This is a genomic window from Klebsiella sp. Ech2A, assembly GCF_030078455.1.
Taxonomy (GTDB): Bacteria; Pseudomonadota; Gammaproteobacteria; order Enterobacterales; family Enterobacteriaceae; genus Klebsiella; species Klebsiella terrigena.
Genome location: NZ_JAQGFU010000050.1, coordinates 1 through 26,634, shown reverse-complemented (window position 1 = coordinate 26,634; position 26,634 = coordinate 1). Strand labels below are relative to the sequence as shown.

The window sequence follows — 26,634 nt, the reverse complement described above, 5'->3', positions numbered from 1 at the left end:
GAACTCATCTGCCGGCGCTGAGAGCACTTCGGCGGGCGAGGCGTACTGGCACAATCGCCCTTCGCGCATAATGGCGATGCGATCGCCCATTTTGATGGCCTCATCAAGATCGTGAGTGACGATAATCACCGTCTTTTTCACGCGCTGCAGAATCTGCTTAAACTCGGTCTGTAACCGCCCACGAACCAGGGGATCGATGGCGCCGAATGGTTCATCCATCAGCATGACGGGCGGATCGGCTGCCAGCGCGCGGGCAACGCCTACCCGCTGTCGCTGACCGCCGGAAAGCGCCGCAGGAAAGCGGCTGGCGTAGTGCCGGGCATCCAGTCCTACCAGCTCAAGCAAGGTTTCTACCCGTGCCTGAATGCGCGCGGTGCTCCAGCCCAGCAGGCGCGGCACCGTGGCGATGTTGTCCGCGACGGTCATATGCGGAAACAGCCCGACGTTCTGAATGACGTAGCCGATATGCCGACGCAGCATCACCGGATCTTCCGCTGCGACATCGCGCCCGTTTACCCAGACACGCCCGGAGGTGGGCTGTTCCAGGCGGTTAATTAAGCGCATGGTGGTGGTTTTGCCGCAGCCGGAAGGGCCAATCAGGGCCGTGGTGGTTCCCTCTTCAAACGTCATGGAGAGATCGTCAAGCGCTTTACGCGGCGATCCGGGATAAATTTTGCTAATATTTTCCAGTTTAATCATTAGATTAGCCCTTTAAATAGGCCGATAAAACAGACGCTCCAGCAGGGCGAAAAGCGCTTCGATACCCACAGCGAGCAGAATAATTGGCACCGCACCGACTAACAGGCGCGACATGTCCATGATGGCAATGCCGGTGGTGACAAAATCACCCAGACCGCCGCCGCCGATAAATGACGCCAATGCCGCTCCGCCGACCACCTGTACGGCGGCGGTACGGCAGCCGGCGAGGATACCGGGGGCCGCCAAAGGCAGCACGATTCTGCCTGTTACCTGCCAGGACGTGAGCCCCATGCCGCGCGCCGCTGAGAGCGTATCCGGGTTAACGGACTGAATGCTGGTGCACGTGTTGAGCAAAATCGGCGGCACGGCCAGCACCACCAGCGCGACGACCGAGGGCAGCAGGCCAATGCCGAGAAACGGCATAACTGCCGCAAGGATCGCAAGGCTTGGGATCGTCCGCAGCGTGCTGGTGCCGCTGGTGATGATAAAGGCGAGGCGAGGGAGGTTTGCGATCAGCACACCTGTCGGGATCGCAATAATCAGGGCGATGCTGAGCGCAAGCCCACACATAGTCAGATGCTGCCCCACCGCCTGCCAGAACAGCGGCTGGTTATCCAGCACCCATTGCCATGCCTGCGTTATCATTGGCTTCTCCCTTGTGAAATACGCCGCTGGAGCCGGACAAAAAACAGATCCGCGCCGATCGCCAGCAGTGACGTTAAGCCGCCGCCGATAAATATTTTCTCCGGATAGCGCTGATCCAGCCCGGCGAGAATAATCGAGCCAAGTCCACCGGCGTTGATATATGCCGCGACCGTAGCGATGCCGATAAGCGTGGTGGTGGCAATGCGCAGGCCGGTGATGATGAACGGTAGCGCCAGCGGCAGCTCCACTTCGCGCAGATTGCGCCAGGTGCCGTACCCCATTCCGCGCGCCGCTTCGCGGACGTCCAGCGGAACAGCGTGAAAACCGGCAGCAATATTGCGGGTGAGGATCATCAGCGCATAGGCCGTCAATCCGACGATAGCCGGCAGCATGCCGATACCGAGCCACGGAATGAGCAGGGCGAATAGCGCCAGCCCCGGAATGGAAAAAATCATGCCGGTTACCGTCATCACCAGCGCGTACAGCCGCGGGCGGCGGGCGGTGGTAATGCCGAGAAACAGCGAAATAACGAACGCCATCAGCATCGCGGCGCCGACCAGTACCAGGTGCTGCCAGAGCGCCAGTAGAATGTCGTCGTAGTGTCGTGTCGCCCAGCGCATCAGGAGGTCTCCAGCAATACGGCCTGGCCTGCAAGCCATTCCGGCTGCATTATCGCGTCGGCCAGAACGGAAATATCGCCAGCGCTGGCGCGGTCTTCATCCAGCGGCGCCACCCGGGCGCGAATGTTGTCATGTAGCGCCGCCGCATAGCGCCCGGGCTGAGGGGCCTCCTGAAGATCCAGCGCCTGCGCGGCCACCAACAGTTCAATTGCTACCAGATAGCGCAGGCTTTCCAGCAGTCGCGTGGTTTTGGCTACGATGCCCATTGCCTGCGAGGCATAATCTTCAACCCGATCGGCCACCGGTATTGTCAGTGGGGAGAGCGGCTGGGCATGGTGTGCGATGTCGCTGACCAGTGCGGAAACCGTTTTTTGCAGCGTGGCGAAACCTGTCTGCCCGGTGTGGCGGGTGAGAAAACGCGGCAGGCCGCTGGCGGCGGGCGACATCAGTTTCATGATGCGTTCACCGCTGCACGCGGCATGGCGGGCGAGGGCCAGCCCGAGGCTTTCCAGCGCCAGCGCCAGATGCGTGACGTCAAAATTGGCATTTGCCAGCACCAGTTCCGGCTCTGCCAGCAGGCCGGGGTTGTCGTCGGCGCTGTTGAGCTCCAGTTCGACCGCCGCGCGCGCATTAAGCCAGGCGTGGCGCACGCAGGCCAGCACCGGTGCGACGCAGCGGAAGCTGAGCGGGTCCTGCAAGGCGCGTGCGCCGTCGGGCTGGAGCAGCGGGCTGCCGTCCAGCAGCGACAGCAGCCAGGCGGCGGTTTCTGCCTGCTGCGGCGCGGGGCGCATTCGCGCCGCCCAGGGCGTTAGCGGCGTGACATTGGCGCGAAACGCTTCAAACGAGAGCGCTATGGCACCCGCGTGAGCGTTTATTAACCGGGCTATATCCAGCAGAAGCAGCGCACCGAGGCCGACGCTTGCGGCATTGGATGAGACCAGCGCCAGCCCGTCTTTTCCGCGCAGCGGTGCAGGCGCCACTCCAGTCTGGTGCATCAACGTGGAGACCGGTGCCACCGAGCCCCGATATTCGGCCTCGCCATCGGCAACGAGCGCGCGGCCGATATGCGCCAGCGGCGCGAGATCCGCTTCGCCGATCGAACCGATAAGCGGAACGCGGGGATGAATGCCTTCGTTGAGAAAGGCCAGCAACGTCTGCACCACGGGCAAAGAAATGCCCGATGCGCCCTGTGCCAGGCCCGCAAGACGCGCCAGCATTATCGCGCGGACCTGCGCAGGCGTTGCCTGCTGCCCTACGCCGACCGCCCGCGCCAGCGGGATTCGCCGCTGAATTGCCTGTAGCAGATCCTCATCGTGGCGGCCATCCTGCGCGTGCAGTAGCGTGGTATCGACATTTGCGCCGAGTCCGGTGGTGACGCCATAGATACGCTTTCCGGCGCTGATGCTGTGCATCAGAAAATCAAAAGATGCGCTAATGGCCTGCTGCGCCTGCGTTCCTAGCGCGACAGTCTGGCCGCAGTCGGCGACCGCCCGCACGTCTTCAAGCGTGAGTGGTGCATCACCCAGCATAAGTGTCGTTGTCACGATCGTACCCTATTTGATTACGCCCTTTTTGCGCAAAAAGTCTTCCGCCACGTCGCGCGGTTCTTCTTTATTCTTTTCCACTTCCGCATTCAGTTTTTGCATGGTGGCGTTATCAAGCAGCTGGCTGACGTTATTTAAAATGTCGCGAACCTGGGGATGCGCCTGCAGCGCCGCGTCGCGCACAACTGGCGCAACTTCGTAAGGAGGGAAGAGGTGTTTGTCATCGTCAAGCGCAACGTACTGGTTTTCAGCGATTTGCCAGTCGGTGGCAAAGCCGTTTGCTACGTCGATTTGTCCGGCAGCAAGGGCGTCGTAACGCAGGCCGACTTTGGCAAACTGGCGGAAGGCTTTAAATTTAATACCATAGGTTTGCTCCAGCCCTTTCAGACCGTCCTGGCGATCGCCAAACTCCGCGCCTGCCCCAATAGTCAGTTGCGGAGCGGCTTTAGCGAGATCGGAGAGCGTTTTCAGGTGGTATTTTTCTGCCGTCTGTTTGCTAACCAGCAGCGCGTAGCCGTTGTTCACGCGGGCAGGCTGTAGCCAGGTAAGATGGTATTGCTGCTGGTAGGCGTCGCTGACCTGTTTAAATACCTGTGCGGCGTCGGAGGAGGGCGTGCCTTTCACCACCGCGCTGAGCGCCGTACCGGTATATTCCGGATACATATCAATTTCGCCTTTCAGCAGAGCAGCGTGGGCGATTAAGGTTCCGCCCAGGTTTGTTTTACGCTCAACGGAGAGGCCCGACTGCTCCAGCGCCCGGGCATAAATTTCCGCCAGGATATATTGTTCGGTAAAGTTTTTACTGCCAACAACGAAATCTGCTGCCTGCGCCTGCACGGTAATCAGTCCCAGCGCCAGCCAGGATGCTGCCAGTTTGTTTTTTATGTTCATCCCCGGTATCTCCGAAAAAAAAGCATGAATTTACTTGTATATACAAACCAGCGAAGCTAGCAGCATAAGGATGAGGGATGAAATAGAAATTCATTCTTTCTTATAACGAAAATGGCAAAGCAAGCTCTGTTGATTCTCGCCCCGCTAAATAAACAGTCCAGACAGGAGTTTCAGGCAGATGAGAATTGTATCGGCGTGGGCTTTCGCCAGCATGGTTTGAGGATAGGAGTCAAAGGCCAGACGGCTTTCTTTACCACCGAGGCGATAGCGGAAATACCATCGCTTCGTGCCGCTGGTCAATACCGTGAAGTACAGGCCTTGCGAGTCGGTGAGTTGGGATAATTTTACGAGAGGTTTTACTGAGCGGATCTTGCTGTCAGTTAACATGCGAGGGGCATTTTAGCTGTCGATCGGAGAGACTTTTTACGCCGGCCTGTTGAATCAAAAAAATAGGAATTCATAGAAGTGCAAATGCTGGTCTGATACCACATTCAGCGCCACTGTCCAGTGGTGCAATCATTTCGTTGCAGCCCTGTCCCAAAATCCCCTGTTTTCAGAACGTCAGAGGTTCAACAGCTGCGTTTATATTCTTTATAGATATAATTCATATCATTTCAGTCATTTCCAATAGTTTCCTTCCTGCTTAATATCATTTGGGAATTAGTTCTATCAATAATCCACATATAATAATCAATTTAATTAATCAATATATTTGCCTGATGTGACGGCAGAAAACAGGCTGGAGATGGATGATAGTTTTACGCAACGTTTCTAAAATATTCAATGTCCGTTCCGGTCAGGTTACCGCCGTTGACAACGTCAGTATGCAGGTTGAACAGGGCCAGATTTACGGGATTATCGGCTACAGCGGTGCGGGGAAAAGTACCCTAATCCGCTTGTTGAACGGCCTGGAAAAACCCACTTCCGGCTGTGTGATGATTAGCGGCCAGGATATTGCTCAGGCCAGCGGCGAAGCGCTGCGCCGGGCACGGCTGAAAATCAGCATGGTGTTCCAGCATTTTAATTTGCTTTGGTCGCGTACCGTCAGTGAAAACATCGCCTTCTCGTTGCAAATTGCCGGGGCACCAAAGGCGATGATCCAGCGCCGGGTGCAGGAGCTAATTGAGCTGGTCGGCCTGAGCGGTAAAGAACGTGCTTATCCCTCCCAGTTGAGCGGCGGTCAGAAGCAGCGAGTGGGGATTGCCCGTGCGCTGGCCAACAGCCCGGATGTGCTGCTGTGTGATGAGGCTACCTCGGCGCTTGACCCTCAGACTACCGATGCGATCCTCGATCTGCTGCTGGATATCAACCGCAAGTTGAAGCTGACCATTGTGCTGATCACTCACGAGATGCATGTGGTACGCAAAATCTGTCATCGCGTGGCGGTGATGGAAGCGGGCCGCATTGTGGAAGAGGGCGAGGTATTGTCGGTCTTTACCCACCCGCAGCAGCCAATCACCCGCCAGTTCGTGAAACAGACCGCCGTATACAGCAGCGCCGATACGCCTTTTAATGCCGACCTGGTGGATGCCGGGGCGGGATCTGTGCTGAAACTGACCTTCGTTGGGCAGAACACTCAGCAGCCGATCGTCGGTGAGTTGATACTGAAGTACGCCCTGCCATTTAATATTTTGCACGGAAAGATGATGCAAACTGCCAACGGCACCTTTGGTGAGCTGTGGCTGCAGGTTCCTGCCTCTGGCACGCAGCTGGAAAGCATTCTGGCCGATCTGCACGCCCATGAAATTTCAACCGAGGTGGTAAAGCATGTTTGAGTCTCTGTTCCCGCATTTGAAAGTTGACCAACTGTGGGCAGCCACCGGTGAAACGCTGTATATGACTGCACTTTCCGGGTTGGCGACCTTTGTGCTTGGCATCCTGTTTGGACTGGCGCTGTTTCTGACTGCGCGCGGTGGCCTGTTCCAGAACCGCGCCATCTACGGCGTGATTTCCATTCTGGTAAATGTGTTCCGCTCCATTCCTTTCATTATTTTGATTGTTTTGCTGATCCCGTTTACCAAAACGCTGATTGGCACCATCCTCGGCGCAAACGCAGCGCTGCCCGCGCTGATTGTAGGCGCGGCACCGTTCTATGCCCGTCTGGTGGAGATTGGCCTGCGCGAAGTGGATAAAGGCGTGATTGAAGCGTCGCGCTCAATGGGCGCGCGGTTGAGTACGCTGATTTTCCGCGTGCTGTTGCCGGAGTCTTCGCCTGCCCTGGTTTCCGGTATTACCGTGACGCTGATTGCGCTGGTGAGCTACAGCGCGATGGCAGGCGTCATTGGCGCAGGTGGCCTGGGTAATCTGGCATATCTTGAGGGTTTTCAACGTAACCACGGCGATGTAACTCTGGTAGCGACGGTAATGATTCTGGTGATTGTTTTTGTCATCCAGTTTTTAGGTGATGTTCTGACCACATGGCTCGATAAACGTTAACTTTTAGGAAAATCCAAATGAAAAAAACACTGACGCTGCTGGCTGCAGCAACCCTGGGTGCTATGAGCCTGAGCGCATGGGCGGACACGTTGACCGTTGGCGCATCCAACGTACCGCATGCTGAAATTCTGGAGCAGGCGAAGCCAATTTTGGCGAAGCAGGGTATCGATCTGGAGATCAAACCGTTCCAGGATTACATCCTGCCGAACACTGCGCTGGCGAGCCGTGATATAGATGCTAACTATTTCCAGCATGTTCCGTATCTGAACAGCGTACTGAAAGATCACGCGGGCGATAAGACCTATGATTTTGTCAGCGCGGGCGCAATTCATATCGAGCCAATCGGTATCTATTCCAGGAAGTTTAAGTCACTGAAAGACTTGCCGGAGAACGGCAAAGTGATTATGCGTGATGCGGTGGCGGAAGAGGGGCGTATTCTGTCTATCTTTGAGAAAGAGGGCGTGATTAAGCTGAAGCCAGGCGTGAGCAAGATCGATGCGCGCATTACCGACATCGTTGAAAACCCGAAGCACCTGAAGTTCCTGCCTAACGTTGAGGGCGCGTTGCTGCCGCAGATGTATAACAATGATGAAGGCGATGCGGTAGTGATTAACGCCAACTATGCGATTGATGCGGGCCTGAACCCAGTTAAAGATCCTATCGCGGTAGAGAGCGGTGAGAATAACCCGTATGCTAATATTATTACCGTGCATCGCGGTGATGAGAATAAGCCGGATATTAAAGCGCTGGTGACCGTGCTGCACTCGAAAGAGATTCAGGATTGGATCCGCACTAAGTATAAAGGCGCGGTGATCCCTGTCAGTAACTGAGTTTTTTACCGTTTGAGGTTCCGGACTGGGGGAACTGAAATAGCGTGGAAAAGCCGGCCCTGCGAGCCTGTACATAAGATTGTGTCATTGCCTGATTTTGATAGGTTCAATCCACCATCAAAAACAGGTTGTGTTATGGACAAAAAACAGTTGCAGGCTCTGGCTAACGAACTGGCCAAAAATCTCAAAATCCCTGTAGATCTCAGCCAGTTCGATCTCCTCATGAAGAAAATCGGCGTTGAGGCGGCTCTCAACGCCGAAATGTGCCACCTCCGGGCTACGATAAATATCAGCCCACATCGGGGGGCTAACGCCCGTAACTCATCGCCACGTTCTGAGCGGCGGTCATCTGCATGTACTCCCCGCTGGTAAACACCATCCCTTCCGGGCCGCAGCGCCGGAAGGCATGGGGATCGGACTCTTGCCCCCCTTTGTTGTGAAGATATCTGAACAGCGGCTGCTTCCCGCCATAAACGGCGAGGAGTAGTCACACCGTTACAGTTTGCTGCTTAACGACCCTTCCAGCTACAGGTATGGATACCCTGGTCATCGAAGGGCTCAAGGCGCTAAAGATCAGAAATCGTAACCCACGGTGGCAAGGATGGCGCGTTCCGCTCCCCAGTAGCAATAGCCGGTACCGTAGCAGGCGGCCACATATTTACGATCGGTCAAGTTATTAGCGTTCACCTGTAGCCAGGCTCCTTTCAGGCTGCTGTTCCAGGCTCCGAGATCCGCGCGTACGGAAGCATCCATCAGCGTGACAGACGCTAAACGGGTACTGTTTTCGTTATCAGCCCACTGCTTACCGATGTAGCGCACGCCAGCGCCGGCGGACAAACCGTAGTCAAACTGGTAGTAACCCCAGGCTGAAGCCATGGAATTGGGGGACAGGTATGGTGTGTGTCCATCGTTGCCGTCAACCGCGTCCTTAAAGCGCACCCGGCTTAAGGTATAACTGGCGATGATGCTCAAATTCGACGTCAGCTGGTTATGCGCTTCCAGCTCAATCCCTTGCGAATGCACTTTCCCTACCGGCTCGTAGTAAGCCTCACGTACGATGCGATTCCCCACGTCTTTCTGGGTCAGATCATACATCGCAATGCTGTAGAGATCCTTAGTGCCAACCGGCTGGTATTTCACCCCGACTTCATACTGCTCTGCGGTGGTGGGTTTCAGGATACTGCCGTCCTGCCCGGACAGCGACTGTGGTGTAATAGCCTGGCTATAGCTGACGTAGGGTGAAATACCGTGATCGAACGCGTAAAGCAATGAGGCGCGGCCACCGACATGGTCGTCCTGACGGCGGTGTTTTACGCCGGTGGCGTAGGTATCGGTCTGTGACACAATGCGATCATAGCGACCTGAAAGATCCAGATGCCAGCGGTTCCACTCCATTTCATCCTGCAGGTATACCCCCGTTTGAGAGTAGCGCCGCTGACTGCCATAGAAGTCATAATTATAGCGGGGGCCCACCGCTTCACCGGTACGGGCGTTCAACTGATTGGCGTAGCCGCTTGCGTCTCTGAGGTTGTTTTTATACTGATGGTATTCTGTGCCGAGCACGACTTTATGTTGAAGCTCGCCAGTGTTGAAGTCCGCCTCCAGTTGGTTATCGATCGCCCAGGCGTTCAGAGACGATCGCGAGCCGGAGTAGTAGCGATTTAACAAGTCCGAATTGCTGGAATCCCAGCCTATCTGATACACCTGATCGAGATCGACATTAGAGTGGGAATAGCTGGCATTAGTGCGGAATGCCCAGGTTTCGTTAAAACTATGCGAAAACGCCAGGCTGTAGATCTGCTGACGGCGTTTGAACTGATCGAGCTTACTGTCGCCATCATAGAAACCATTGCTCAGTTTATAGCCGTTATGTTCGGTAATGCTGCCTTCGCCCGGTACCGCGCTGTGGTAGCCCCCGGATGGATCTTTTGCCAGATAGGCTCGCAGCAGTAACGAGGTGTCTGCGTCGGGCTGCCAGAGCAGCGACGGCGAAATCGCGTATTTTTCTTCACGCGTGTGCTGGTACTGCGTATCGCTGGAACGCGTCAGGCCAGTCAGGCGAAACGCCAGCTGATCGTTAATCGCGTTGGTGTAATCAAAAGCAGCCCCTTTCGTGTTATTGCTGCCGCCCATCAGGCGGATATGGCCCTGCTCCGTGAACAGCGGATTCTTTGAGGTTTCCATCACCAGACCTCCCGGTACGGTCTGGCCATACAGTGCGGAGGAGGGCCCTTTAATCACGTCGATACGTTCGAGGAACCAGGGGTCGACTTGTAATACGTTATAACTACCTGCATCGCTCATCAGCCGTAGGCCATCGAGGAATACGTTGTCGACGTCGCTACCGTGGAATCCTCGCAGAGATACTGTGTCATAGCGCGTTGCCGCACCGGCAAAGTTGGTGAAAGCTCCGGCGGTGTAGTTCAGCGCTTCATTGACCGTTAAAGCGCCTTGATCTTCCATCTGCTGACGGGTAATGACTGAAATCGACTGCCCGGTGGTGATCAACGGTTTGTCTGTTTTGGTCGCTCCTTTACTGCTGGTAACCGTGTAGCCGCTGGTTGGTGCATCCGAAGAGTCCGCCGCAGAGCCGGTAACCGTCATACTATCTTCGGCAAAGCCGCAGGAGGGAAAGGTGGCTGCCAGGCCATACAAAAGAACAGAGCGTTTCAGCGTAAAGGCGATTCCCATTATTAAATCCTCATTATTTAAAGCACAGGAAACGCCATTATCACTGCGCCATGCCGTTCTCCGGCTATGCGCGGCGATGAGTTATGTATGAGCAACAACAAAAGAGAGTTAACTATTGCGTACCGCGCTTGGTGCGATACCGTAGCGGCGGCGAAAAGCAGTGGCAAAATTCGTGGCGTGTTGATAGCCGGACATCCACGCCGCCTGCTGGACGCTGTAACCCTGTTGTAGATGCTGATACGCCAGCGCCAGCCGACGGTCACGCAGGTAATCGAACACTGAGTCGCCATACGCCTGACGGAACTTAGCGCTGAGGCTACTGGGGCTCATTGCCGCATTGCGCGCCAGCTCGTACAGCGTATGCTCCTGTTGCGGCTGCTGCTCCAGTCGCTGACGTACGCCTTCAAGCCGCCCCCACTCGCCGGGAGGGAACAGTGGCGATACCGGGCATTCCGCCATCATTGCATGCCCCAGAACCTGCATTGCCACCCCGTCCAACAGCAACTGGCGTGTTATGAGCGGGGAGCTGCACGCCAGGGCCGCATGGATGCCGGCCAGTAAATACTCCGGCACGGACCATAGACAGCAAGGATATTTCATCTGCCCCCATTCGGATAACAGATCGGCCATTGCTGGCGATAGCTGCAGGGTCTCAGGAGAGAATCCCAGCACCATCGTCTTCAATTGCGCATCCGCCTGATGACTAACGTTCATCACCCATTGCTCGCCTAGTCGGGTGGTTAGCGCCATCCCTGGACGCACGATAAAATACCGCTTGCCCAGCCGGATACGTAAGCAACCCTCCAGAACGATCAGCGAGCACATCGGTGAACTACGCAGCGAAGTGGATTCATACGGCTGCATAACCTGCACGTGGGAATGGGTGAGTTGAATACCTGATGGCAGCAACGTCTCTTCAACGCTCCCTCGTACTACAGTGTGCCGATCTTTATCACAACTGTTGCGCGACGAAAGCGTCGGGAAACGGTAGTCGATTCCATAACGTTCGCCAAAATCTAAGAAGTCTTCGACTAAAAATGATTGCGGCGACGGCGTGGCGGCGTGGTGGTTGGTCATATTCGTCACAGGAAATCAGGAAACGATGGTGAAGTATTATCAGACCAAAGAGATATAACGAACAAGAGGAAACGATAATTATTCTCACTTATGTCGGCGATTCTTTTGAATCGCCACGGGTTTAACAGACGCCTCAGAGTCATTTATGGACTTGATCTCCTCCCTGAAAACAGTGCCAGTCTAAACTGAAGTATCCGGTCTTTCGTCCTGCTCACAGAGAGGCTTATTGCCATGATTTTGTTAGCGACCGCCACGGTCGTTTTATTAAATCCGCGCCGTTCCTTATCAATGTATGGATGTGGTTTTACATGACCTTCTGACTTCTAAATTTTATTGTCCGGGCGGTCACAGCTCACCTCTCTCATTCGTCATCTTTATGTGCTAACTACATAAATGAGGAATTGAAATGTCGACACCTTTAATGAATACCGCCCCGGTAAATCACTCGCAAACAATTGCCAATGTTTTCTCCGCCCTGCTGAAAGTGCATGGCAGTATCGACTCGCACGGTCTGGAACGTAAGATCTACCATCTCGTGTTGTTGTGTGCTTCGCAAATCAACGGCTGCGGCTACTGTGTCAAAATGCATACCAAAGAGGCGCGCGAGGACGGTGAAACCGATGCTCGTCTGGACAGCGTGATAGTATGGAGGCATGTCGATGATTTCACGCCCCGCGAACGGGCGGCGTATTTGCTTCATGATATCTTTGACCTCCCCTACGCAGATCTTGCCATAACTCTGGACGCAGAAGAGGCAGCCTGTCGTAAACTGGTGTCCCGCGCGCGGGAAAAGGTTGGCCACTCGCAGGTACGTAGCGTTATTCCAGAGGAACGGCAGGAAGCGTTGCTTGCCTCTTTCAAAGCCGCGGTGGAGACCGGGAATGCCAAACCGCTTTCTGCTCTGCTGTCAGAAGATATTACGCTCAGCGCGGATGGCGGTGGCAAAGTTTCCGCCAATCCGACACCGATTATCGGCAAAATCGACGTTCTTGAGTTCATCGGCGGTAAACTGTCTGTATTTTGGCGAACCTATGAATGGCGACCCGCGCGCATCAACGGCCTGCAAGGCGTTTTGCTCTTTGACCAAAACCATATCGCAGCGGCAGTCAGTTTTGCTCTTGATATCGATGGTCATCTTGCGCAGATATTTATTGTACGCAACCCGGACAAGCTTTCACGACTCGGACGTTTACGGGAAATACCCCTGCGCTAAAAATGCGATGTTCCAGTCACTGGATAAAACACAACGGGTTTCGTGACGTTCAACGCCGGAGGCGTTGAACGGCGCGCTCGTCGCGCCGGCCCCGAAGGGGTGAGCCGCTGGCGGCGAATAATCGAACGTAGTTCGATGGAGAGTCCGGCCGCAGAAAAGCAAAAACCCAGCCATAGGCTGGGTTCCCTGAATAGTGGTGCCCGGACTCGGACTAACGCCGAAGGCGTTGAACGGCGCGCTCGCCGCGCCGGCCCCGAAGGGGTGAGCCGCTGGCGGCGAATAATCGAACGCAGTTCGATGGAGAGTCCGGCTGCAGAAAAGCAAAAACCCAGCCATAGGCTGGGTTCTCTGAATAGTGGTGCCCGGACTCGGAATCGAACCAAGGACACGGGGATTTTCAATCCCCTGCTCTACCGACTGAGCTATCCGGGCAACGGGGCGCATTAAAACCGATTCGCCTCGCTGCGTCAACGAAATTTCATCAAATCAACGCAGGATGGACAATCTATCACCACATTGCATTAAAAGCACGCACCTTCAGGCGAAAAAGAGGCTCCAGGCAGCCGATAGCGGCATGGCCAGCACCAGCGCCGGCAGCATATTGACCACCGCAAACATCTTGATACCGCAGATGCGCAACCCGGTCGCCAGCAGCAGCATTCCGCCAACGGCGCTGAAATCGGCCATCATCATCGGGGTCGTCAAAGGCATAATTAACGCCGCGCAGGCCGCCAGGGTGAGCTGAATTGCCAGCATCGGGACGCTTATCGCCGCGACGGCAATACCGAGAGAACAGGCAAAGATGGTGGCGGTGAAAAAGTCGAGGAACGCTTTGGCAATAAGAATGCTGGCGTCGCCGGTCATGCCTTCGCGCATCGCGCCGAAGACTCCGGTGCCGCTGGCGCAGAACAGCACGATAATCGCGACGTAGCTCTGTACAAAAGAGTCATGGGCGGCAACCCGCCGCTTGCCCTTGGGCGAAAATATCTGCTGGAGCTTGCCGACCAAAGCGTTGGTCCCTTTCTCCATATTGCACACTTCGCCAAGCAGGGCGCCGAGAAGGGTGGCGAGCACCATCACCGGTAGGTTGGCGCATTTAATCACTAATAAAATACCGATGCCCAAAGAGGCGAGGCCAAAAATAGAGGTCATCGCTGTGCGGATGCGCTCCGGCAATCTCTGGCTTAAAAGTGCGCCAATAATGCCGCCTAACAGCACCGCGCCGGCGTTAATAAAAGGTCCTGTAACCACAGTGTGCTCCCGTTAATTATCCCTAATAAGTGCATTATTATGAACCTGTCACGGCGTAAACGCTTGTGGATCCGTAGTGTAACTGCATATGCAATTGATCTTGCCTGGGTATGGCAAAGGTGACATTATTGCGCGAATTTTCTTCTCTTCAACTATGAGGCCGCCGGGATGACCGCATCACCAACGCATTGCCGCCGCGCGCGGATGCGCAAGCCGCCTCATCTTGCTACTCTTAGTCTCGATCCTCTTCCCCTCATGCGGTGAAGGCAGCGTATGCTCACTGCAGGACAACAGTAAAAGCGGACCCGGTCTGCTTTTACTGATGTCGGGCGGTCGGAGCTGGAATCCAGTCGGACCCTGACATTTCGTTGGACAAGGCGTGAACGCCTTGTCTGAGGCCTTTTACTCTCCGGAAACGGGTATTCGCGCTAATGAAATCAATGCACATTGCCGCCAGCTGCGAGCTGGTCCCCCATCTGTCCACCCACCGTCGCGTGGTAGCGCTGGACAGTACCGATTTTACCGATGTGGCGGCAGTCGTCATTACCGCAGCGGACAGCCGCAGCGGCATCCTCTCTCTGCTTAAGCGTAGCGGGTTTAACCTGCCGGTCTATCTGCTAAGCGACAGCGAAATGGTAAAGCCTGACGGCGTCGCGGCGGTGATGACCGGTAAAGAGCAGGAGTGGCTGGAGCTGGAAGCGGCCGCCTGCCGCTATGAAGACAACCTGCTGCCGCCGTTCTTTAATACCCTGACCCAGTACGTCGAGATGGACAACAGCACCTTTGCCTGTCCGGGACATCAGCACGGCGCGTTTTTTAAAAAACACCCTGCGGGCCGTCAGTTCTTTGACTTCTTTGGTGAGAACGTCTTCCGCGCCGATATGTGCAATGCCGACGTCAAGCTGGGTGACCTGCTGATCCACGAAGGCTCCGCCAAGCACGCGCAGAAGTTCGCGGCGAAGGTGTTTAACGCCGACAAAACCTATTTCGTCCTTAACGGCACCTCGGCGGCGAATAAGGTGGTCAGCAACGCGCTGCTCACCCGCGGCGACCTGGTGCTGTTCGATCGTAACAACCACAAATCCAACCATCACGGCGCGCTGATTCAGGCCGGGGCCACGCCGGTCTACCTTGAGGCCTCGCGCAACCCGTTCGGCTTTATCGGCGGCATCGATGACCACTGCTTCGATGAAGGCTATCTGCGCAACCTGATCCGTGAAGTGGCGCCGGAAAAGGCCGACGCGCCGCGGCCGTTCCGCCTGGCGGTGATTCAGCTGGGCACCTACGACGGCACCGTCTACAACGCCCGTCAGGTGGTGGATAAAATTGGCAGCCTGTGCGACTACATCCTGTTTGATTCCGCCTGGGTCGGCTACGAGCAGTTTATTCCGATGATGGCCGACTGTTCGCCGCTGCTGCTCGATCTGACGCCGGAAGATCCGGGCATCTTTGTCACCCAGTCGGTGCACAAACAGCAGGCCGGTTTCTCGCAAACCTCGCAGATCCACAAGAAGGATAACCACCTGCGCGGCCAGGCGCGGTTCTGCCCGCACAAGCGGTTGAACAACGCCTTTATGCTGCACGCGTCAACCAGCCCGTTTTACCCGCTGTTTGCGGCGCTCGACGTGAATGCCAAAATTCATGAAGGCGAAAGCGGCCGCCGGCTATGGGCAGAGTGCGTGGCGCTGGGTATCGAAGCGCGTAAGGCGATCCTCGCCAGCTGTAAGATGATTCAGCCCTTTGTGCCGCCGACGGTGGCCGGGCGTCCGTGGCAGGATCATCCGACCGAAGCCATCGCCCGCGAGCGGCGCTTCTTCAGCTTTGAGCCGGGCGCCAGCTGGCACGGCTTTGAGGGCTATGCGGGCGATCAGTACTTCGTTGATCCCTGCAAGCTGCTGCTGACCACGCCGGGCATCGACGCGCAAAGCGGCGAATATACCGACTTCGGGATCCCGGCGACGATTCTGGCGCACTACCTGCGCGAGAACGGCATTGTGCCCGAGAAGTGCGATCTGAACTCGATTCTGTTCCTGCTGACCCCGGCCGAGAGCGCTGAAAAAATGGCGCAGCTGGTGGCGATGCTGGCGCAGTTTGAACAGCATATCGAAGCCGATACCCCGCTTGCCGACGTGCTGCCGACCATCTTTAACAAGTATCCGGTACGCTATCGTGATTACACTATCCGCGAGCTATGTCAGGAGATGCACGATCTGTACGTCAGTTTCGACGTTAAGGACCTGCAAAAAGAGATGTTCCGCAAGCGGAGCTTCCCGAGAGTCGTGATGAATCCGCAGGACGCGAACCGCGAGTTTATCCGCGGTAACGTTGACCTCGTGCGCCTGAGCGAGGCCGAAGGCCGCGTGGCGGCGGAGGGGGCGCTGCCGTATCCGCCGGGGGTGCTGTGCGTGGTGCCGGGCGAAGTATGGGGCGGAGCGGTGCTGCGCTACTTCCTCGCGCTGGAGGAGGGCGTCAATATGCTGCCCGGCTTCTCGCCGGAGCTACAGGGCGTCTACAGCGAAACGGATCCCGACGGCATTAAGCGGCTGTACGGCAACGTGCTGAAGGCATAAAAAAACGCCCCGGCGCGAGCGCGGGGCGTGGCGTTTTGTCGCCCGGCAGGCGTCGCGCCGCCGGGCTGCTATCAGGCGCTCTGCTGGACGGCTGCAGGCTCTCTGACGTGCTTGTATTTAAACAGTGCGACGAAGGCGAAGGCCAGAACCAGCGAGTATCCGGCGAAGATCAGCCATACCGGCTGCCAGTTGGTAATACCGTCGGTGGTATACATCTCCACCACTTTCCCGCTCACCACGCCGCCAAGAATACAGCCGAAGCCGTTGGTCATCATCAGGAACATCCCCTGGGCGCTGGCGCGAATTTCCGGTCTCACCTCTTTCTCGACAAACACCGAACCCGAGATGTTGAAGAAGTCGAAGGCGCAGCCGTAGACAATCATCGACAGAACCAGCAGCACGGTGCCGAACGGCGATGGGTCGCCGTAGGCGAACAGGCCGAAGCGCAGCATCCACGCCACGATACTGATCAGCATGACGTTCTTGATGCCGTAGCGGCTCAGGAAGAACGGAATGGTCAGAATAAACAGGGTTTCGGAGATCTGGGAAATCGACATCATGACCGATGCATGCTCGACGATAAAGCTGCCCGCGAACAGCGGGTTATTGTCGAAGCTGTGCAGGAAGGTATTACCGAACATGTTGGTGATCTGCAGCTCTGCGCCCAACAGCATGGAGAAGATAAAGAAAATCGCCATCCGTTTGTTTTTGAACAGGGCAAAGGCGTCCAGGCCCAGCATGGTGCTCCAGCTCTGGTTTTTCTGCTGGTTAGAGACCGGGATATGCGGCAGCGTCAGGGTGAACAGCGCCAGCACGACGGAGAGCGTTGCGCCGATATAAAGCTGCATATGGCTTAGCTCGAAGCCGGCGAAGCTGACGGCCCACATCGCCATGATAAAACCGATGGTGCCCCAGATACGGATTGGCGGGAAATCGGCGACGATATCCATCCCGGCGGATTTCAGACGATAGTAGGAAATGGTGTTAATCAGCCCCAGGGTTGGCATATAGGCCAGCGAGTTGAGGAGAATAACCAGGAACATCTCCCCCGGCGTGGTGACCTGAGCCGCCATAAATAGCGTCCCCGCCCCGACCAGATGGCATAGCGCATACACCCACTTGGCGCTGATCCATTTATCCGCCACGATGCCCAGCAGCGTGGGCATAAACACGGCCGCAATCCCCAGCGAGCTGTAAACGGCACCGATCGACGCTCCGTCAAACTTAAGCGTCACAAACATATAGGAGCCTAGCGTAGTCAGCCAACTACCCCACAGGCAGAACTGCAGAAACGACAATATTTTAAGCTGCAGCTTAAGGTTCATGTTATTTTCCTCACGAGTAAGCGGGGGAGCTGTTGTTATGGTTACATTCAGGACTACGATTTGATGAAATTCTATCAGCAAGCGCCATCATGTTTTGTTACCTTCCGCAAATAAATGCAATCCATATTAATTTGCAGATTAGATTGTGATGCAAATAACGTTTTCGTATGGCGGGCGGTGAAATGGATCGAGACGATCCCGGCTCTCGCGCGTGCCGAGAGCCGGGTAGAGGGCAAAGACCCTATTTGCGGCGGTAGGACTTCTGCGCCGTGTTGACTTTATACAGGTAGCGGCGGGATTCCCCTGAGGGGTGGCGGGTGGTGAGCGTCGTGTAGACGTCCCCCGGCGTCATGCTGTTAATGATATTGGCAGCCTGGACCTTATCGCTGGAGAAGACCCGCAGTACGCTCCCCGCGCCGCCGTTATAGGCGGTGATCACCGCATAGCGCCGCGAGGTGGGGTTGTCGATGCCGGCGAGATAGACGTTGTTCAACATCGCCAGGTATGCGGTGCCGGTATCGATATTGTTGGCCGGATCGAACAGGAAGCTGCGGCTCGGCAGACCCGATCTCCCCTGGGAGCGGAACACGTCTTTCCCGGCGCTGTGCTGGACGACCTGCATCAGGCCCAGCGCGTCGGAGTTGCTGACGGCGTAAGGGTTGAAGGAGGATTCGGTCTGCATAATCGCCAGAATCAGCGACTCGTCAATGCCGTACTTCCGCGCCGACTGGCGTACCATGCCGATATATTTATGCGCACGCTTATCGAGGTGGTTCGGCACCAGGCTGATGGTGATGCTGTAGATCATTCGCGGGCCGTTGCTGCGGCTCTTAAGGCGAGTTTGCAGCAGATAGTCGGCAAAGCGCGCGGCACGCCACTCCCAGCGAATCGACGCGCCGGTGTTATCCACCACCTGGCCATAGAGAAACGGCTCTTTCGAAATCTGAATGTCGTCGACATCGGAATAGAGGTCGATGGAGTTCGGATCGTCGCCCATCAGCAGGGTTTTGATAATCGCCTGGCGCAGGCGCCCGGCAGGATCGATGCCGGCGATGGTTTCAACGGTGATGGTCCCCTCATCAAAGTTGATGTGGCTGCGGGTCTGATATTGATCGGTGTACTTAACGTAGTCCTTAGGCCCGGCAAGCAGAACCTCGTTATAGCCCCAAATATTTTCGACGTTATGGGCGAACTGACCCATCAGGATATCGAAGCCGTTGGTGTCTTTAACCCAGGCCTCGTTGTACTCGCCACCTCGTTTATTCGAGGTGGAACACGAAACGAGCAAAGGCGCAATGAGCGCTAGCGCTAAATATTTTTTCATCATTCCGGGAACGTGCGTTGTGTGGATTGTGCGTAACCGCAGTCTGGCGCTTACGATTTTTCCGGCGGCGTATAGCCTTCGATATGCACATCTTTGCCTTCAAACAGGAACTTGATCATCTCCTGTTCCAGCAGCTTGCGGTGCTCGACGTTCATCATGTTGAGCTTCTGCTCGTTGATCAGCATGGTCTGCTTGTGCTGCCACTGGGCCCAGGCCTCTTTGGAGATCTCGTTATAGATGCGTTTGCCGAGATCGCCCGGGTAGAGCTGGAAATCCTGGCCATCCGCTTCGCGCTGCAGGAAAGTACAAAAAATAGTTCTGCTCATGATTAATCCTCTTTAATTCGCCTGAACGCTATACCAGCGCCCCGGCCTTAAGCTGTTGCAACAGGCGTTCCACGGGAGCCGCCAGACCGACCGACGGCGGCTGCGCTAAGTTATACCAGAGTGCGCCAGCTTCATCCATGCATGCGCCTGATGAGTGCACTGTAAGCCACATCGGCACAATATCCAGGTGGAAATGGCTGAAAGTGTGGCGAAACGCGGTCAGCTGCGTCAGATTATCGGCCTGAATCTGCCGCTGTGCCAGCCACTCGCGCAGCGCCTCTTCATCTTCAAACTGCGGAAAACAGAATAATCCGCCCCACAGACCTGCCGGCGGGCGCTGGGCGAGAAATACCTCATCACCGTGCTGCATCAGCAGAAAATAGCCGCTGCGTTGCGGAATGGTCTGCTTCGGTTTTCTGCCGGGATATTGAGTCCATGAATTATGGGCGTAGGCCTCGCAGCCGTTATTCAGCGGGCACAGCTCGCATTTAGGCTTCGAACGGGTGCAGACGATCGCCCCCAGATCCATCATCGCCTGGTTAAAACGCTCGACCCCTTTGGCCGGCGTCACCTCTTCGCTAATCCCCCAAAGCTGCTTCTCGACCTCTTTTTTTCCCGGCCAGCCGCTGACCGCATAGCAGCGGGCCAGCACGCGCTTCACGTTGCCGTCGAGGATCGGAAAATGCTTACCCAGAGAGAGCGATAAAATGGCGCCCGCCGTCGAGCGTCCGACTCCGGGCAGGGCGGCTACTTCGTCAAAGGTCTGCGGGAACTCGCCGCCGTGCTGGCTGGCCACCTGCTGCGCCGCCTTATGTAAATTACGCGCCCGGGCGTAGTAGCCAAGGCCGGTCCACAGATGCAGGACTTCGTCCAGCGGGGCGTTGGCCAGATCGATAACCGTTGGGAAACGCGCCATAAAGCGTTCAAAATAAGGGATTACCGTTGCCACCTGCGTTTGTTGCAACATCACCTCGGAGAGCCATACTTTGTAGGGCGTTTTGCCGATTTGCCATGGCAGGGTTTTACGCCCGTATTTGTCGTACCACTCCAGCACCTGGGCTGAAAATTGCGCGGCGAGAAAAGTCAAAGCTGCAGCTCCGGAATTGCGATAACAGGGTGGCAGATTGCAGCACAAGGGCGAGAGGCTGTAAACCCTTGCATCCGTCGGGTAACTTTGGATAATGCCCGTTTTCCGCACACATTCACAAGCAGACCTAACCTTTATGAAAAACGACGTCATATCTCCGGAGTTCGATGAAAACGGCCGCCCTCTGCGCCGCATTCGTAGCTTCGTCCGCCGCCAGGGCCGCCTGACCAAAGGGCAACAGCACGCGTTGGATAATATCTGGCCGGTGATGGGCGTTGAGTTCACCGATGCGCCGCTTGATTTAGCTTCGCTGTTTGGCCGCGAGGCGCCGGTCACCTTAGAGATCGGTTTTGGCATGGGCTCCTCGCTGGTGGCGATGGCTAAGGCGAAACCGGAGCAGAATTTCCTCGGGATTGAAGTCCACTCTCCGGGCGTCGGGGCGTGCCTTGCTTCCGCTGAGGAAGAGGGTGTACAAAACCTGCGCGTGATGTGTCACGATGCGGTCGAAGTGCTGCACACCATGATCGCGGATAACTCCCTTAATATGGTGCAGCTCTTTTTCCCGGACCCGTGGCACAAAGCGCGGCATAATAAACGCCGCATCGTGCAGGCGCCGTTCGCCGAACTGGTTAAAAGCAAGCTCAAGCTCGGCGGCGTCTTCCATATGGCGACCGACTGGGAACAGTATGCCGAGCATATGCTGGAAGTGATGTCGTCGCTCGACGGCTACCGCAACCGGTCGGAAAGCAACGACTATGTACCGCGCCCGGAATCGCGCCCGGTAACCAAATTTGAACAGCGTGGCCACCGTCTTGGCCACGGCGTATGGGACTTAATGTTCGAGAGGGTGAAATAATGGCAAAGAACCGTAGCCGTCGTCTGCGTAAGAAAATGCATATCGACGAGTTTCAGGAAGTGGGCTTCTCCGTCGCCTGGCGTTTCCCGGACGGGAGCAGCGAAGAGCATATCGACCAGACCGTGAACGACCTGATCAATGAAGTGATCGAGCCGAACAAGCTGGCGTTTGACGGCAGCGGCTACCTCTCCTGGGAAGGTCTGATCTGCCTGCAGGAAATCGGTAAATGCACCGAAGAGCACCAGGCCATTGTCCGCAAGTGGCTGGAAGAGCGTCAGCTTGCCGACGTGCGCACCAGCGAACTTTTTGACATCTGGTGGGACTAAGTTTGACGAGGGTCGGCAATTGCCGACCCGTTTTGTCTGAAGGGAGCTTTATGATGCGCAAAACGCTGCTGGCGGTGGCGCTGTCCGTCACCGCTTTGACCGCGCATGCGGACTACCAGTGTAGCGTCACGCCGCGCGACGACGTAATCCTCAGCCCGCAGAAGGTTCAGGTGAAAGGGGAGAACGGCGATCTGGTGATTATGCCGGACGGCAGCCTGACCTATAACGGAAAACAGTATTCCCTGAACGCGGCCCAGCGCGAGCAGGCTCAGGATTATCAGGCCGGCCTGCGCAGCAGCCTGCCGTGGATTGACGACGGCGCCCGCGCGCGGGTTGAAAAAGGCCGCAAGGCGCTGGATAAAATCATCACCGAACAGGTGGGAACCAGCAGCAGCATGCACGGCCGCCTGACCAAACTGGACACGCAGCTAAAAACGCAGATGAACCGTATTATTGAACGCCGCAGCGACGGGCTGACCTTCCACTATAAAGCGATCGATCAGGTCCGCGCCGACGGCCAGCAGCTGGTCAATCAGGCGATGGGCGGCATCCTGCAGGACAGCATTAACGAAATGGGCGCGAAGGCGGTTCTCAAGGGCGGCGGCAATCCGCTACAGGGGATCCTCGGTAGCCTCGGCGGCCTGCAAACGGCGATTCAGGAAGAGTGGAAGAACCAGGAGGCGGATTTCCAGCAGTTTGGCAAAGACGTCTGCAGCCGGGTGGTTTCCCTTGAAGAGAGCCGCAAGACGCTGGTGAACTCGCTGAAATAACCTATTCATTGCGCGGCCCGTGACGTCCGGACCGCGCAATACTCTCTTTAATCGTCCCGATTAGGCACGTCCGTGCGATACGCGCGAGCGGCGGGCCAGCGAGTCGATAATCACCGCAATCGCCAGCACGCAGCCGGTAATGATATAGCGCAGCGATGAGGGCAGATTCAGCAGCGTCAGACCGTTCGAAATCGACTGAATCACGATGATCCCCAGCAGCGCGGACCAGGCGCTACCGCGCCCGCCAAACAGGCTGGTGCCGCCGATCACCGCCGCGGCGATGGCGTTGAGGTTAACGTCGCCGGTACCGGCCTGCTGGCTGGCTGAGGCCAGGCGTGAAGCCGCCAGAATCCCCCCGAACGTCGCCAGCGTCGCGCAGAGCACAAAGGCGCTGACGTAAATGGCCCTGACGTTAATCCCCGAACGACGCGCAGCCTCGCGGTTGCCGCCGACCGCAAACATCGAGCGTCCCCATTTTGTCCGCTTCAGCGCATAGTTGAGCACCATCGCCGCCGCGACAAACAGACCGAAAATCCACGGCACGCCGCGGCCCAGGTTGAGGTAGAAAACGGCGGCCTCAAAAATCACCGTTAGCAGCACCGCGCGCAGCAGCAGCGAGCTGACGGACTCCGCGGAGAGGTTAGCCTGCAGGCGGCGTACGCGGGTTTTCAGGCCAAACGTCAGCAGAGCCAGGCCGGGCAGAAGCGCCATGGTATGAGAGAACCAGCCCGGCATCACCATCAGCTGGCCGAAGCGAACCAGCGGCGAAGCGTAGGGCAGGTTGATGCTGCCGCTGGGGCCGAGAATGTACAGCTGCATCCCGAGCAGCGCCAGCAGGCCGGCGAGCGTCGCCACGAAGCTCGGCATCCCGACGCGGTTATAGAGCAGGGCGTATATCAGGCCGACGGCGATACCGCACAGCAGCGCGACGCCAATAGCCGCGGCGACCGGCCAGCCCGCGTTGACCCACAGGACGCCGACAATCGCCGAGGCGAGGCCGCTCATCGAGCCGACGGAAAGGTCGATTTCGCCCAGCATCAGCACGCAGACGATCCCCAGCGAGATAAAGCCTACGGTAGCGCAGTCAAAAAGCAGGTTAACCAGGTTATTCGGCGCAATAAACACCGGGTTGAGCCAGGTAAACACCAGGGAGATAACGATCAGCCCGGCAATCACCGGGGCGGTGCCGAGATCGCCGGTCTTGATACGGTTGATTTGCGCACGCACCACGCCGAACAGACCATCGTTGTGCTGAACGCGCTCATCGCTGCGATCCAGGGCCGGGCGGGATTCTGTCTTGCTGTTCATAAAATTAAATCACTCCCGAAGAACTTAACTGTGATTTACGTTCAACGCGGCGCGACACGGCGTTTTCCGTTGCGCCGGTAATGGCGGCGACCAGCTCCTGGTTGGTGGCGTCGGGGGTGAAGACCCCTTTATTGCGCCCGAGGCGCAGCACCACGATACGATCGGCAACCGCGCGCACGTCTTCCATGTTATGGCTGATAATAATGACGCCGAGGCCGCGTTCGCGAACGCGCTCGATCAGGTTGAGCACTTCCGCCGTCTGGGCGACGCCGAGGGCGGCGGTCGGCTCATCCAGCATGATGATTTTTGGATTCATCAGCAGGGAGCGGGCAATGGCCACGGTTTGGCGCTGGCCGCCAGAGAGCGAGGCGATGGGTTCGCGTACCGACGGAATTCGGGCCGCCAGCTCCTGCAGCAGCGTCCACGCCCGCACCTCCATGGCAACCTCATCCAGCTGTAAAGGCGAGATCTCCTGGCCTAAAAACAGGTTGGCCACCACGTCCAGGTTTTCGCACAGGGCTAAATCCTGAAAAACCGTGGCGATGCCGTATTCCAGCGCTTTTCCCGGGCTATCAAGCGTGACGACCCTGCCGTCGAACTCAATGGTGCCGTCGGTGGGCTGATGCACGCCGGCGAGGATTTTGACCAGCGTAGATTTTCCCGCGCCGTTATCGCCCACCAGCGCCACCACTTCACCGGCGTGGACCTCCAGCTCGATATCCGCCAGGGCGCAGACCGCGCCAAAGTGTTTAGAGACGTTGCTGAGCTTCAGGATCGGCTGCCCGGCCGTGGATATTTTCTCTTGTTCTTGCGACATGGAAGAGACCTCAACTATTGCGAAACTACGCCCGCCGTTGGATGACGGGCGCGTGGCAAAATTACTTTTCGATGCCTAACTTCTGGCAGGCTGCGGCGTATTCGCCGGTACAAACCTGAGCGTAGGTCTGGATCTTCTTATCGAAGATTTCCGCTTTAATATTTTTCGCGGTGATCACCGCCGGGGTGAAGAGCTGCGAAGGGGTGTTGTACAGGGTGGTGCTGGCCTGCGGCTTCTTACCCTGAATAAACTCAACGGCCACTTTCGCCGCCGCCGCCGCGACGATCTCAGACGGTTTGGAGATGGTGTTGTACTGGTCGCCGGCAATAATGAGCTGCAGCGCGGCGATGGTGGCGTCATTGCCGGTGACCGGCGGTACCGGCTGTACGCCAGCGGCTTTGAAGGCGGCAATCGCCCCGCCGCCGGTGCCGTCGTTGGCGGCAACTACGCCTTTAATTTTGTCGCCAAAGCGGGTTATCTGCCCGGCAGCCCACTCCTGCGCTTTTGGCGGCGCCCATTCCGGCGTATCAAATTCTGCCAGGGTTTTGTAGCCCGACTCCTTCAGGCCGCGGTGAATACCGTCGCGGATCAGCCCCGCCGCCGCGTCGGTAGGGGAGCCGTTGATTTGCAGCACGCCGGCATCCTGCGGCACGCCGCTCTCTTTCAGATGGCTGGTTAAGGATTTAGAGATGGCATAGCCAATCCCTTCGTTATCAAACGAGACGTAGAAATCTGCCGGTTTTGCCGGGATGGGGCGATCGTAGGCGATCACTTTGACATCCTGCGCCTGGGCGTTGGCGACCAGCGCAGCGGCGGCGGAAGAGTCCACCGGATCGAGAACGATGATTTTCGCGCCCTGGGCAATCACCGAGTTGAACTGCTGCTGCTGCAGGGTGGCGCTGGCGTTGGCGTTTTGATAAATGACCTTGCAGTCGGCGCACAGTTTGCTCATCTCCGCCTTGAAGCCCGGAAAATCATGCTGCTCGTAGCGCGTCGATGCCTGGTCGGGCATTAAAAAGGCGACCGTGGCGGATTCCGCTGCCTGTGCTGAAGCGGTAACGCCGGCGGATATTGTTGCAAGTGCGATAAAAACATTGCGGTAATTCATTGTCTTACCCTCTTTTTTATATGCTTGAGCCCGCCGGCATGGGCCGACGTCATAAAGACTTTTTTAATAAGAGTTACCAATAATTCACATGTAGGATACTTCGGTTTTACATTTGCTCAACCGATGAAGCAGGATTACCACTGCGCAAAAAAGGAGTCAAGAAATGGAAAAATATCGATGTGTATTTGTGATTGGCTGCAAAGATCTGAATAAAAAAGGAGCAGGCGCTTTGAGCGAAGCGCGGAGGGGAAAACAAGGGTGAGAAGAGGGGGATCGTGCGGGAAAAAAACGGGCGGCGAAGGGCCGCCCGGATGCTTAATCTTCGCTCAGGAACAGCTCCAGCAGCGAGTTTAAAAACAGCTTGCCGTGCTCGGTTATCTGCCAGCAGTGCGCGTCCTCAGCCAGGTAGCCCTGGGCGATGGCGGCGGCAATTTGCGGGCGAATCACGCTCTCATCAAGGCCGGTATAGCGGGTGAACTCGGCGCGCGGCGCGGCTTCCAGCAGGCGGAAACGGTTCATAAAGAACTCGAACGGCTTATCCGCCGCCTCGACGTCGTGCTGCCGCTCAAGGTAGCGGCCTTCCATGTAGCCGCGCGGATGGCGCGTTTTTGCCGTACGCAGAATGCGTCCGTCAGGGAACGTCACCTTACCGTGCGCCCCGCAGCCGATACCGAGGTAGTCGCCAAAGCGCCAGTAGTTAAGATTGTGCTGGCACTGATAGCCGGGTTTGGCGTAGGCGGAGGTTTCATACTGTTGATAGCCTGCCGCCGTCAGCAGCTGATGCCCCTGCTCAAAAATATCCCACAGCGCATCGTCATCCGGCAGCACCGGCGGACGGGAGCCGAACAGGGTATTCGGCTCAATCGTTAGCTGATACCACGACAGGTGCGGCGGGTTGAGCTCAATGGCCTGGCGCAGAT

24 protein-coding genes, 1 tRNA gene and 2 pseudogenes are annotated in these 26,634 nt (G+C 56.8%); 9 read left to right on the top strand and 18 right to left on the bottom strand.

Annotated features, from left to right (window positions below; all coding sequences use genetic code 11):
• The 6 genes and pseudogenes from PFH44_RS11900 to PFH44_RS11875 form a co-directional block, all read right to left on the bottom strand.
• Positions 1 to 699: ABC transporter ATP-binding protein (locus tag PFH44_RS11900; protein WP_283825093.1), on the bottom strand; the 699-nt coding region annotated here is incomplete at its 3' end.
• A gap of 12 nt (positions 700 to 711) precedes the next feature.
• Positions 712 to 1,344: an ABC transporter permease gene (locus PFH44_RS11895; protein WP_045856955.1), complete on the bottom strand. Its 633-nt coding sequence runs from the start codon at positions 1,342 to 1,344 to the stop codon at positions 712 to 714.
• Positions 1,341 to 1,964, bottom strand: coding sequence for an ABC transporter permease (locus PFH44_RS11890; protein ID WP_045856957.1), 624 nt, complete (start codon positions 1,962 to 1,964; stop codon positions 1,341 to 1,343). Before PFH44_RS11890 ends, PFH44_RS11895 begins: the two co-directional genes overlap by 4 nt.
• The gene (locus PFH44_RS11885; RefSeq protein ID WP_283825092.1) at positions 1,964 to 3,508 is read right to left on the bottom strand and encodes an HAL/PAL/TAL family ammonia-lyase; all 1,545 of its coding nucleotides are present in this window, start codon (positions 3,506 to 3,508) and stop codon (positions 1,964 to 1,966) included. Before PFH44_RS11885 ends, PFH44_RS11890 begins: the two co-directional genes overlap by 1 nt.
• A gap of 9 nt (positions 3,509 to 3,517) precedes the next feature.
• Positions 3,518 to 4,399, bottom strand: a complete 882-nt coding sequence (locus PFH44_RS11880; RefSeq protein ID WP_045856961.1) for a glycine betaine ABC transporter substrate-binding protein — start codon at positions 4,397 to 4,399, stop codon at positions 3,518 to 3,520.
• A gap of 198 nt (positions 4,400 to 4,597) precedes the next feature.
• A pseudogene (locus PFH44_RS11875) lies at positions 4,598 to 4,786 on the bottom strand (Arm DNA-binding domain-containing protein); the annotation flags it as partial.
• Between the two features lie 362 nt (positions 4,787 to 5,148).
• Here PFH44_RS11875 and PFH44_RS11870 point away from each other — a divergent pair.
• The 4 genes and pseudogenes from PFH44_RS11870 to PFH44_RS11855 all read left to right on the top strand — a co-directional run.
• Positions 5,149 to 6,174 (top strand): methionine ABC transporter ATP-binding protein, encoded by a 1,026-nt coding sequence (locus PFH44_RS11870; RefSeq protein WP_283825091.1) that lies wholly within the window; start codon positions 5,149 to 5,151, stop codon positions 6,172 to 6,174.
• The gene (locus tag PFH44_RS11865) at positions 6,167 to 6,835 is read left to right on the top strand and encodes a methionine ABC transporter permease (RefSeq protein ID WP_045856968.1); all 669 of its coding nucleotides are present in this window, start codon (positions 6,167 to 6,169) and stop codon (positions 6,833 to 6,835) included. Before PFH44_RS11870 ends, PFH44_RS11865 begins: the two co-directional genes overlap by 8 nt.
• Positions 6,836 to 6,852: 17 nt before the next feature.
• A complete protein-coding gene (locus PFH44_RS11860; RefSeq protein WP_045856970.1) occupies positions 6,853 to 7,665 on the top strand; it encodes a MetQ/NlpA family ABC transporter substrate-binding protein in 813 nt (270 codons plus the stop codon).
• Between the two features lie 135 nt (positions 7,666 to 7,800).
• Positions 7,801 to 7,986, top strand: a pseudogene (locus tag PFH44_RS11855) (IS256 family transposase); the annotation flags it as partial.
• Positions 7,987 to 8,238: 252 nt separating this feature from the next.
• On the opposite strand, the gene PFH44_RS11850 reads toward PFH44_RS11855, so the two are convergent.
• The gene (locus PFH44_RS11850) at positions 8,239 to 10,356 is read right to left on the bottom strand and encodes a TonB-dependent siderophore receptor (RefSeq protein WP_283825090.1); all 2,118 of its coding nucleotides are present in this window, start codon (positions 10,354 to 10,356) and stop codon (positions 8,239 to 8,241) included.
• Positions 10,357 to 10,464: 108 nt separating this feature from the next.
• Positions 10,465 to 11,433 (bottom strand): helix-turn-helix transcriptional regulator, encoded by a 969-nt coding sequence (locus tag PFH44_RS11845; protein WP_045856976.1) that lies wholly within the window; start codon positions 11,431 to 11,433, stop codon positions 10,465 to 10,467.
• A 406-nt stretch (positions 11,434 to 11,839) separates the two neighbouring features.
• On the opposite strand from PFH44_RS11845, the gene PFH44_RS11840 reads away from it, so the two are divergent.
• Positions 11,840 to 12,646, top strand: a complete 807-nt coding sequence (locus PFH44_RS11840) for a carboxymuconolactone decarboxylase family protein (RefSeq protein ID WP_283825089.1) — start codon at positions 11,840 to 11,842, stop codon at positions 12,644 to 12,646.
• A 356-nt stretch (positions 12,647 to 13,002) separates the two neighbouring features.
• Here PFH44_RS11840 and PFH44_RS11835 read toward each other — a convergent pair.
• Together PFH44_RS11835 and PFH44_RS11830 are read right to left on the bottom strand one after the other, a co-directional pair.
• Positions 13,003 to 13,078: transfer RNA gene (locus PFH44_RS11835), tRNA-Phe, on the bottom strand.
• Positions 13,079 to 13,183: 105 nt separating this feature from the next.
• Complete coding sequence (locus tag PFH44_RS11830; protein ID WP_241722768.1) at positions 13,184 to 13,897, bottom strand: DUF554 domain-containing protein; 714 nt, start codon at positions 13,895 to 13,897, stop codon at positions 13,184 to 13,186.
• A 431-nt stretch (positions 13,898 to 14,328) separates the two neighbouring features.
• Here PFH44_RS11830 and PFH44_RS11825 point away from each other — a divergent pair, with 431 nt between their 5' ends.
• The gene (locus tag PFH44_RS11825; RefSeq protein WP_283825088.1) at positions 14,329 to 16,467 is read left to right on the top strand and encodes an ornithine decarboxylase; all 2,139 of its coding nucleotides are present in this window, start codon (positions 14,329 to 14,331) and stop codon (positions 16,465 to 16,467) included.
• A gap of 71 nt (positions 16,468 to 16,538) precedes the next feature.
• Here PFH44_RS11825 and PFH44_RS11820 read toward each other — a convergent pair whose 3' ends face one another.
• From PFH44_RS11820 to mutY, 4 genes are all read right to left on the bottom strand, one after another.
• The gene (locus PFH44_RS11820; protein ID WP_045857041.1) at positions 16,539 to 17,792 is read right to left on the bottom strand and encodes a nucleoside permease; all 1,254 of its coding nucleotides are present in this window, start codon (positions 17,790 to 17,792) and stop codon (positions 16,539 to 16,541) included.
• Between the two features lie 241 nt (positions 17,793 to 18,033).
• Entirely contained in the window at positions 18,034 to 19,116 is a 1,083-nt protein-coding gene (gene mltC / locus PFH44_RS11815) for a membrane-bound lytic murein transglycosylase MltC (protein ID WP_045857044.1), read from the bottom strand.
• A 50-nt stretch (positions 19,117 to 19,166) separates the two neighbouring features.
• Entirely contained in the window at positions 19,167 to 19,442 is a 276-nt protein-coding gene (locus tag PFH44_RS11810; RefSeq protein WP_045857046.1) for an oxidative damage protection protein, read from the bottom strand.
• A gap of 28 nt (positions 19,443 to 19,470) precedes the next feature.
• On the bottom strand, positions 19,471 to 20,529 hold the full coding sequence (mutY, locus tag PFH44_RS11805; protein WP_283825087.1) for an A/G-specific adenine glycosylase: 1,059 nt from the start codon (positions 20,527 to 20,529) through the stop codon (positions 19,471 to 19,473).
• 136 nt (positions 20,530 to 20,665) lie between these two features.
• Between mutY and trmB the strand changes: the two genes are divergently transcribed.
• The 3 genes from trmB to PFH44_RS11790 are packed head-to-tail and all read left to right on the top strand — an operon-like array spanning position 20,666 to position 22,481.
• Positions 20,666 to 21,385, top strand: a complete 720-nt coding sequence (gene trmB / locus PFH44_RS11800) for a tRNA (guanosine(46)-N7)-methyltransferase TrmB (protein WP_041147213.1) — start codon at positions 20,666 to 20,668, stop codon at positions 21,383 to 21,385.
• Positions 21,385 to 21,711, top strand: coding sequence for a YggL family protein (locus tag PFH44_RS11795; protein ID WP_041147212.1), 327 nt, complete (start codon positions 21,385 to 21,387; stop codon positions 21,709 to 21,711). Before trmB ends, PFH44_RS11795 begins: the two co-directional genes overlap by 1 nt.
• 50 nt (positions 21,712 to 21,761) lie before the next feature.
• A complete protein-coding gene (locus tag PFH44_RS11790) occupies positions 21,762 to 22,481 on the top strand; it encodes a YggN family protein (protein WP_283825086.1) in 720 nt (239 codons plus the stop codon).
• Positions 22,482 to 22,541: 60 nt separating this feature from the next.
• On the opposite strand, the gene PFH44_RS11785 is transcribed toward PFH44_RS11790, so the two are convergent.
• From PFH44_RS11785 to hemW, 4 genes are all read right to left on the bottom strand, one after another.
• Positions 22,542 to 23,789, bottom strand: coding sequence for a sugar ABC transporter permease (locus PFH44_RS11785; protein WP_041147210.1), 1,248 nt, complete (start codon positions 23,787 to 23,789; stop codon positions 22,542 to 22,544).
• 4 nt (positions 23,790 to 23,793) lie between these two features.
• Positions 23,794 to 24,606 (bottom strand): ATP-binding cassette domain-containing protein, encoded by an 813-nt coding sequence (locus tag PFH44_RS11780; protein ID WP_045857052.1) that lies wholly within the window; start codon positions 24,604 to 24,606, stop codon positions 23,794 to 23,796.
• 61 nt (positions 24,607 to 24,667) lie between these two features.
• Entirely contained in the window at positions 24,668 to 25,714 is a 1,047-nt protein-coding gene (locus PFH44_RS11775) for a substrate-binding domain-containing protein (protein WP_045857055.1), read from the bottom strand.
• A gap of 315 nt (positions 25,715 to 26,029) precedes the next feature.
• On the bottom strand, positions 26,030 to 26,634 hold a 605-nt coding region (hemW, locus tag PFH44_RS11770; protein ID WP_283825085.1), incomplete at its 5' end, for a radical SAM family heme chaperone HemW.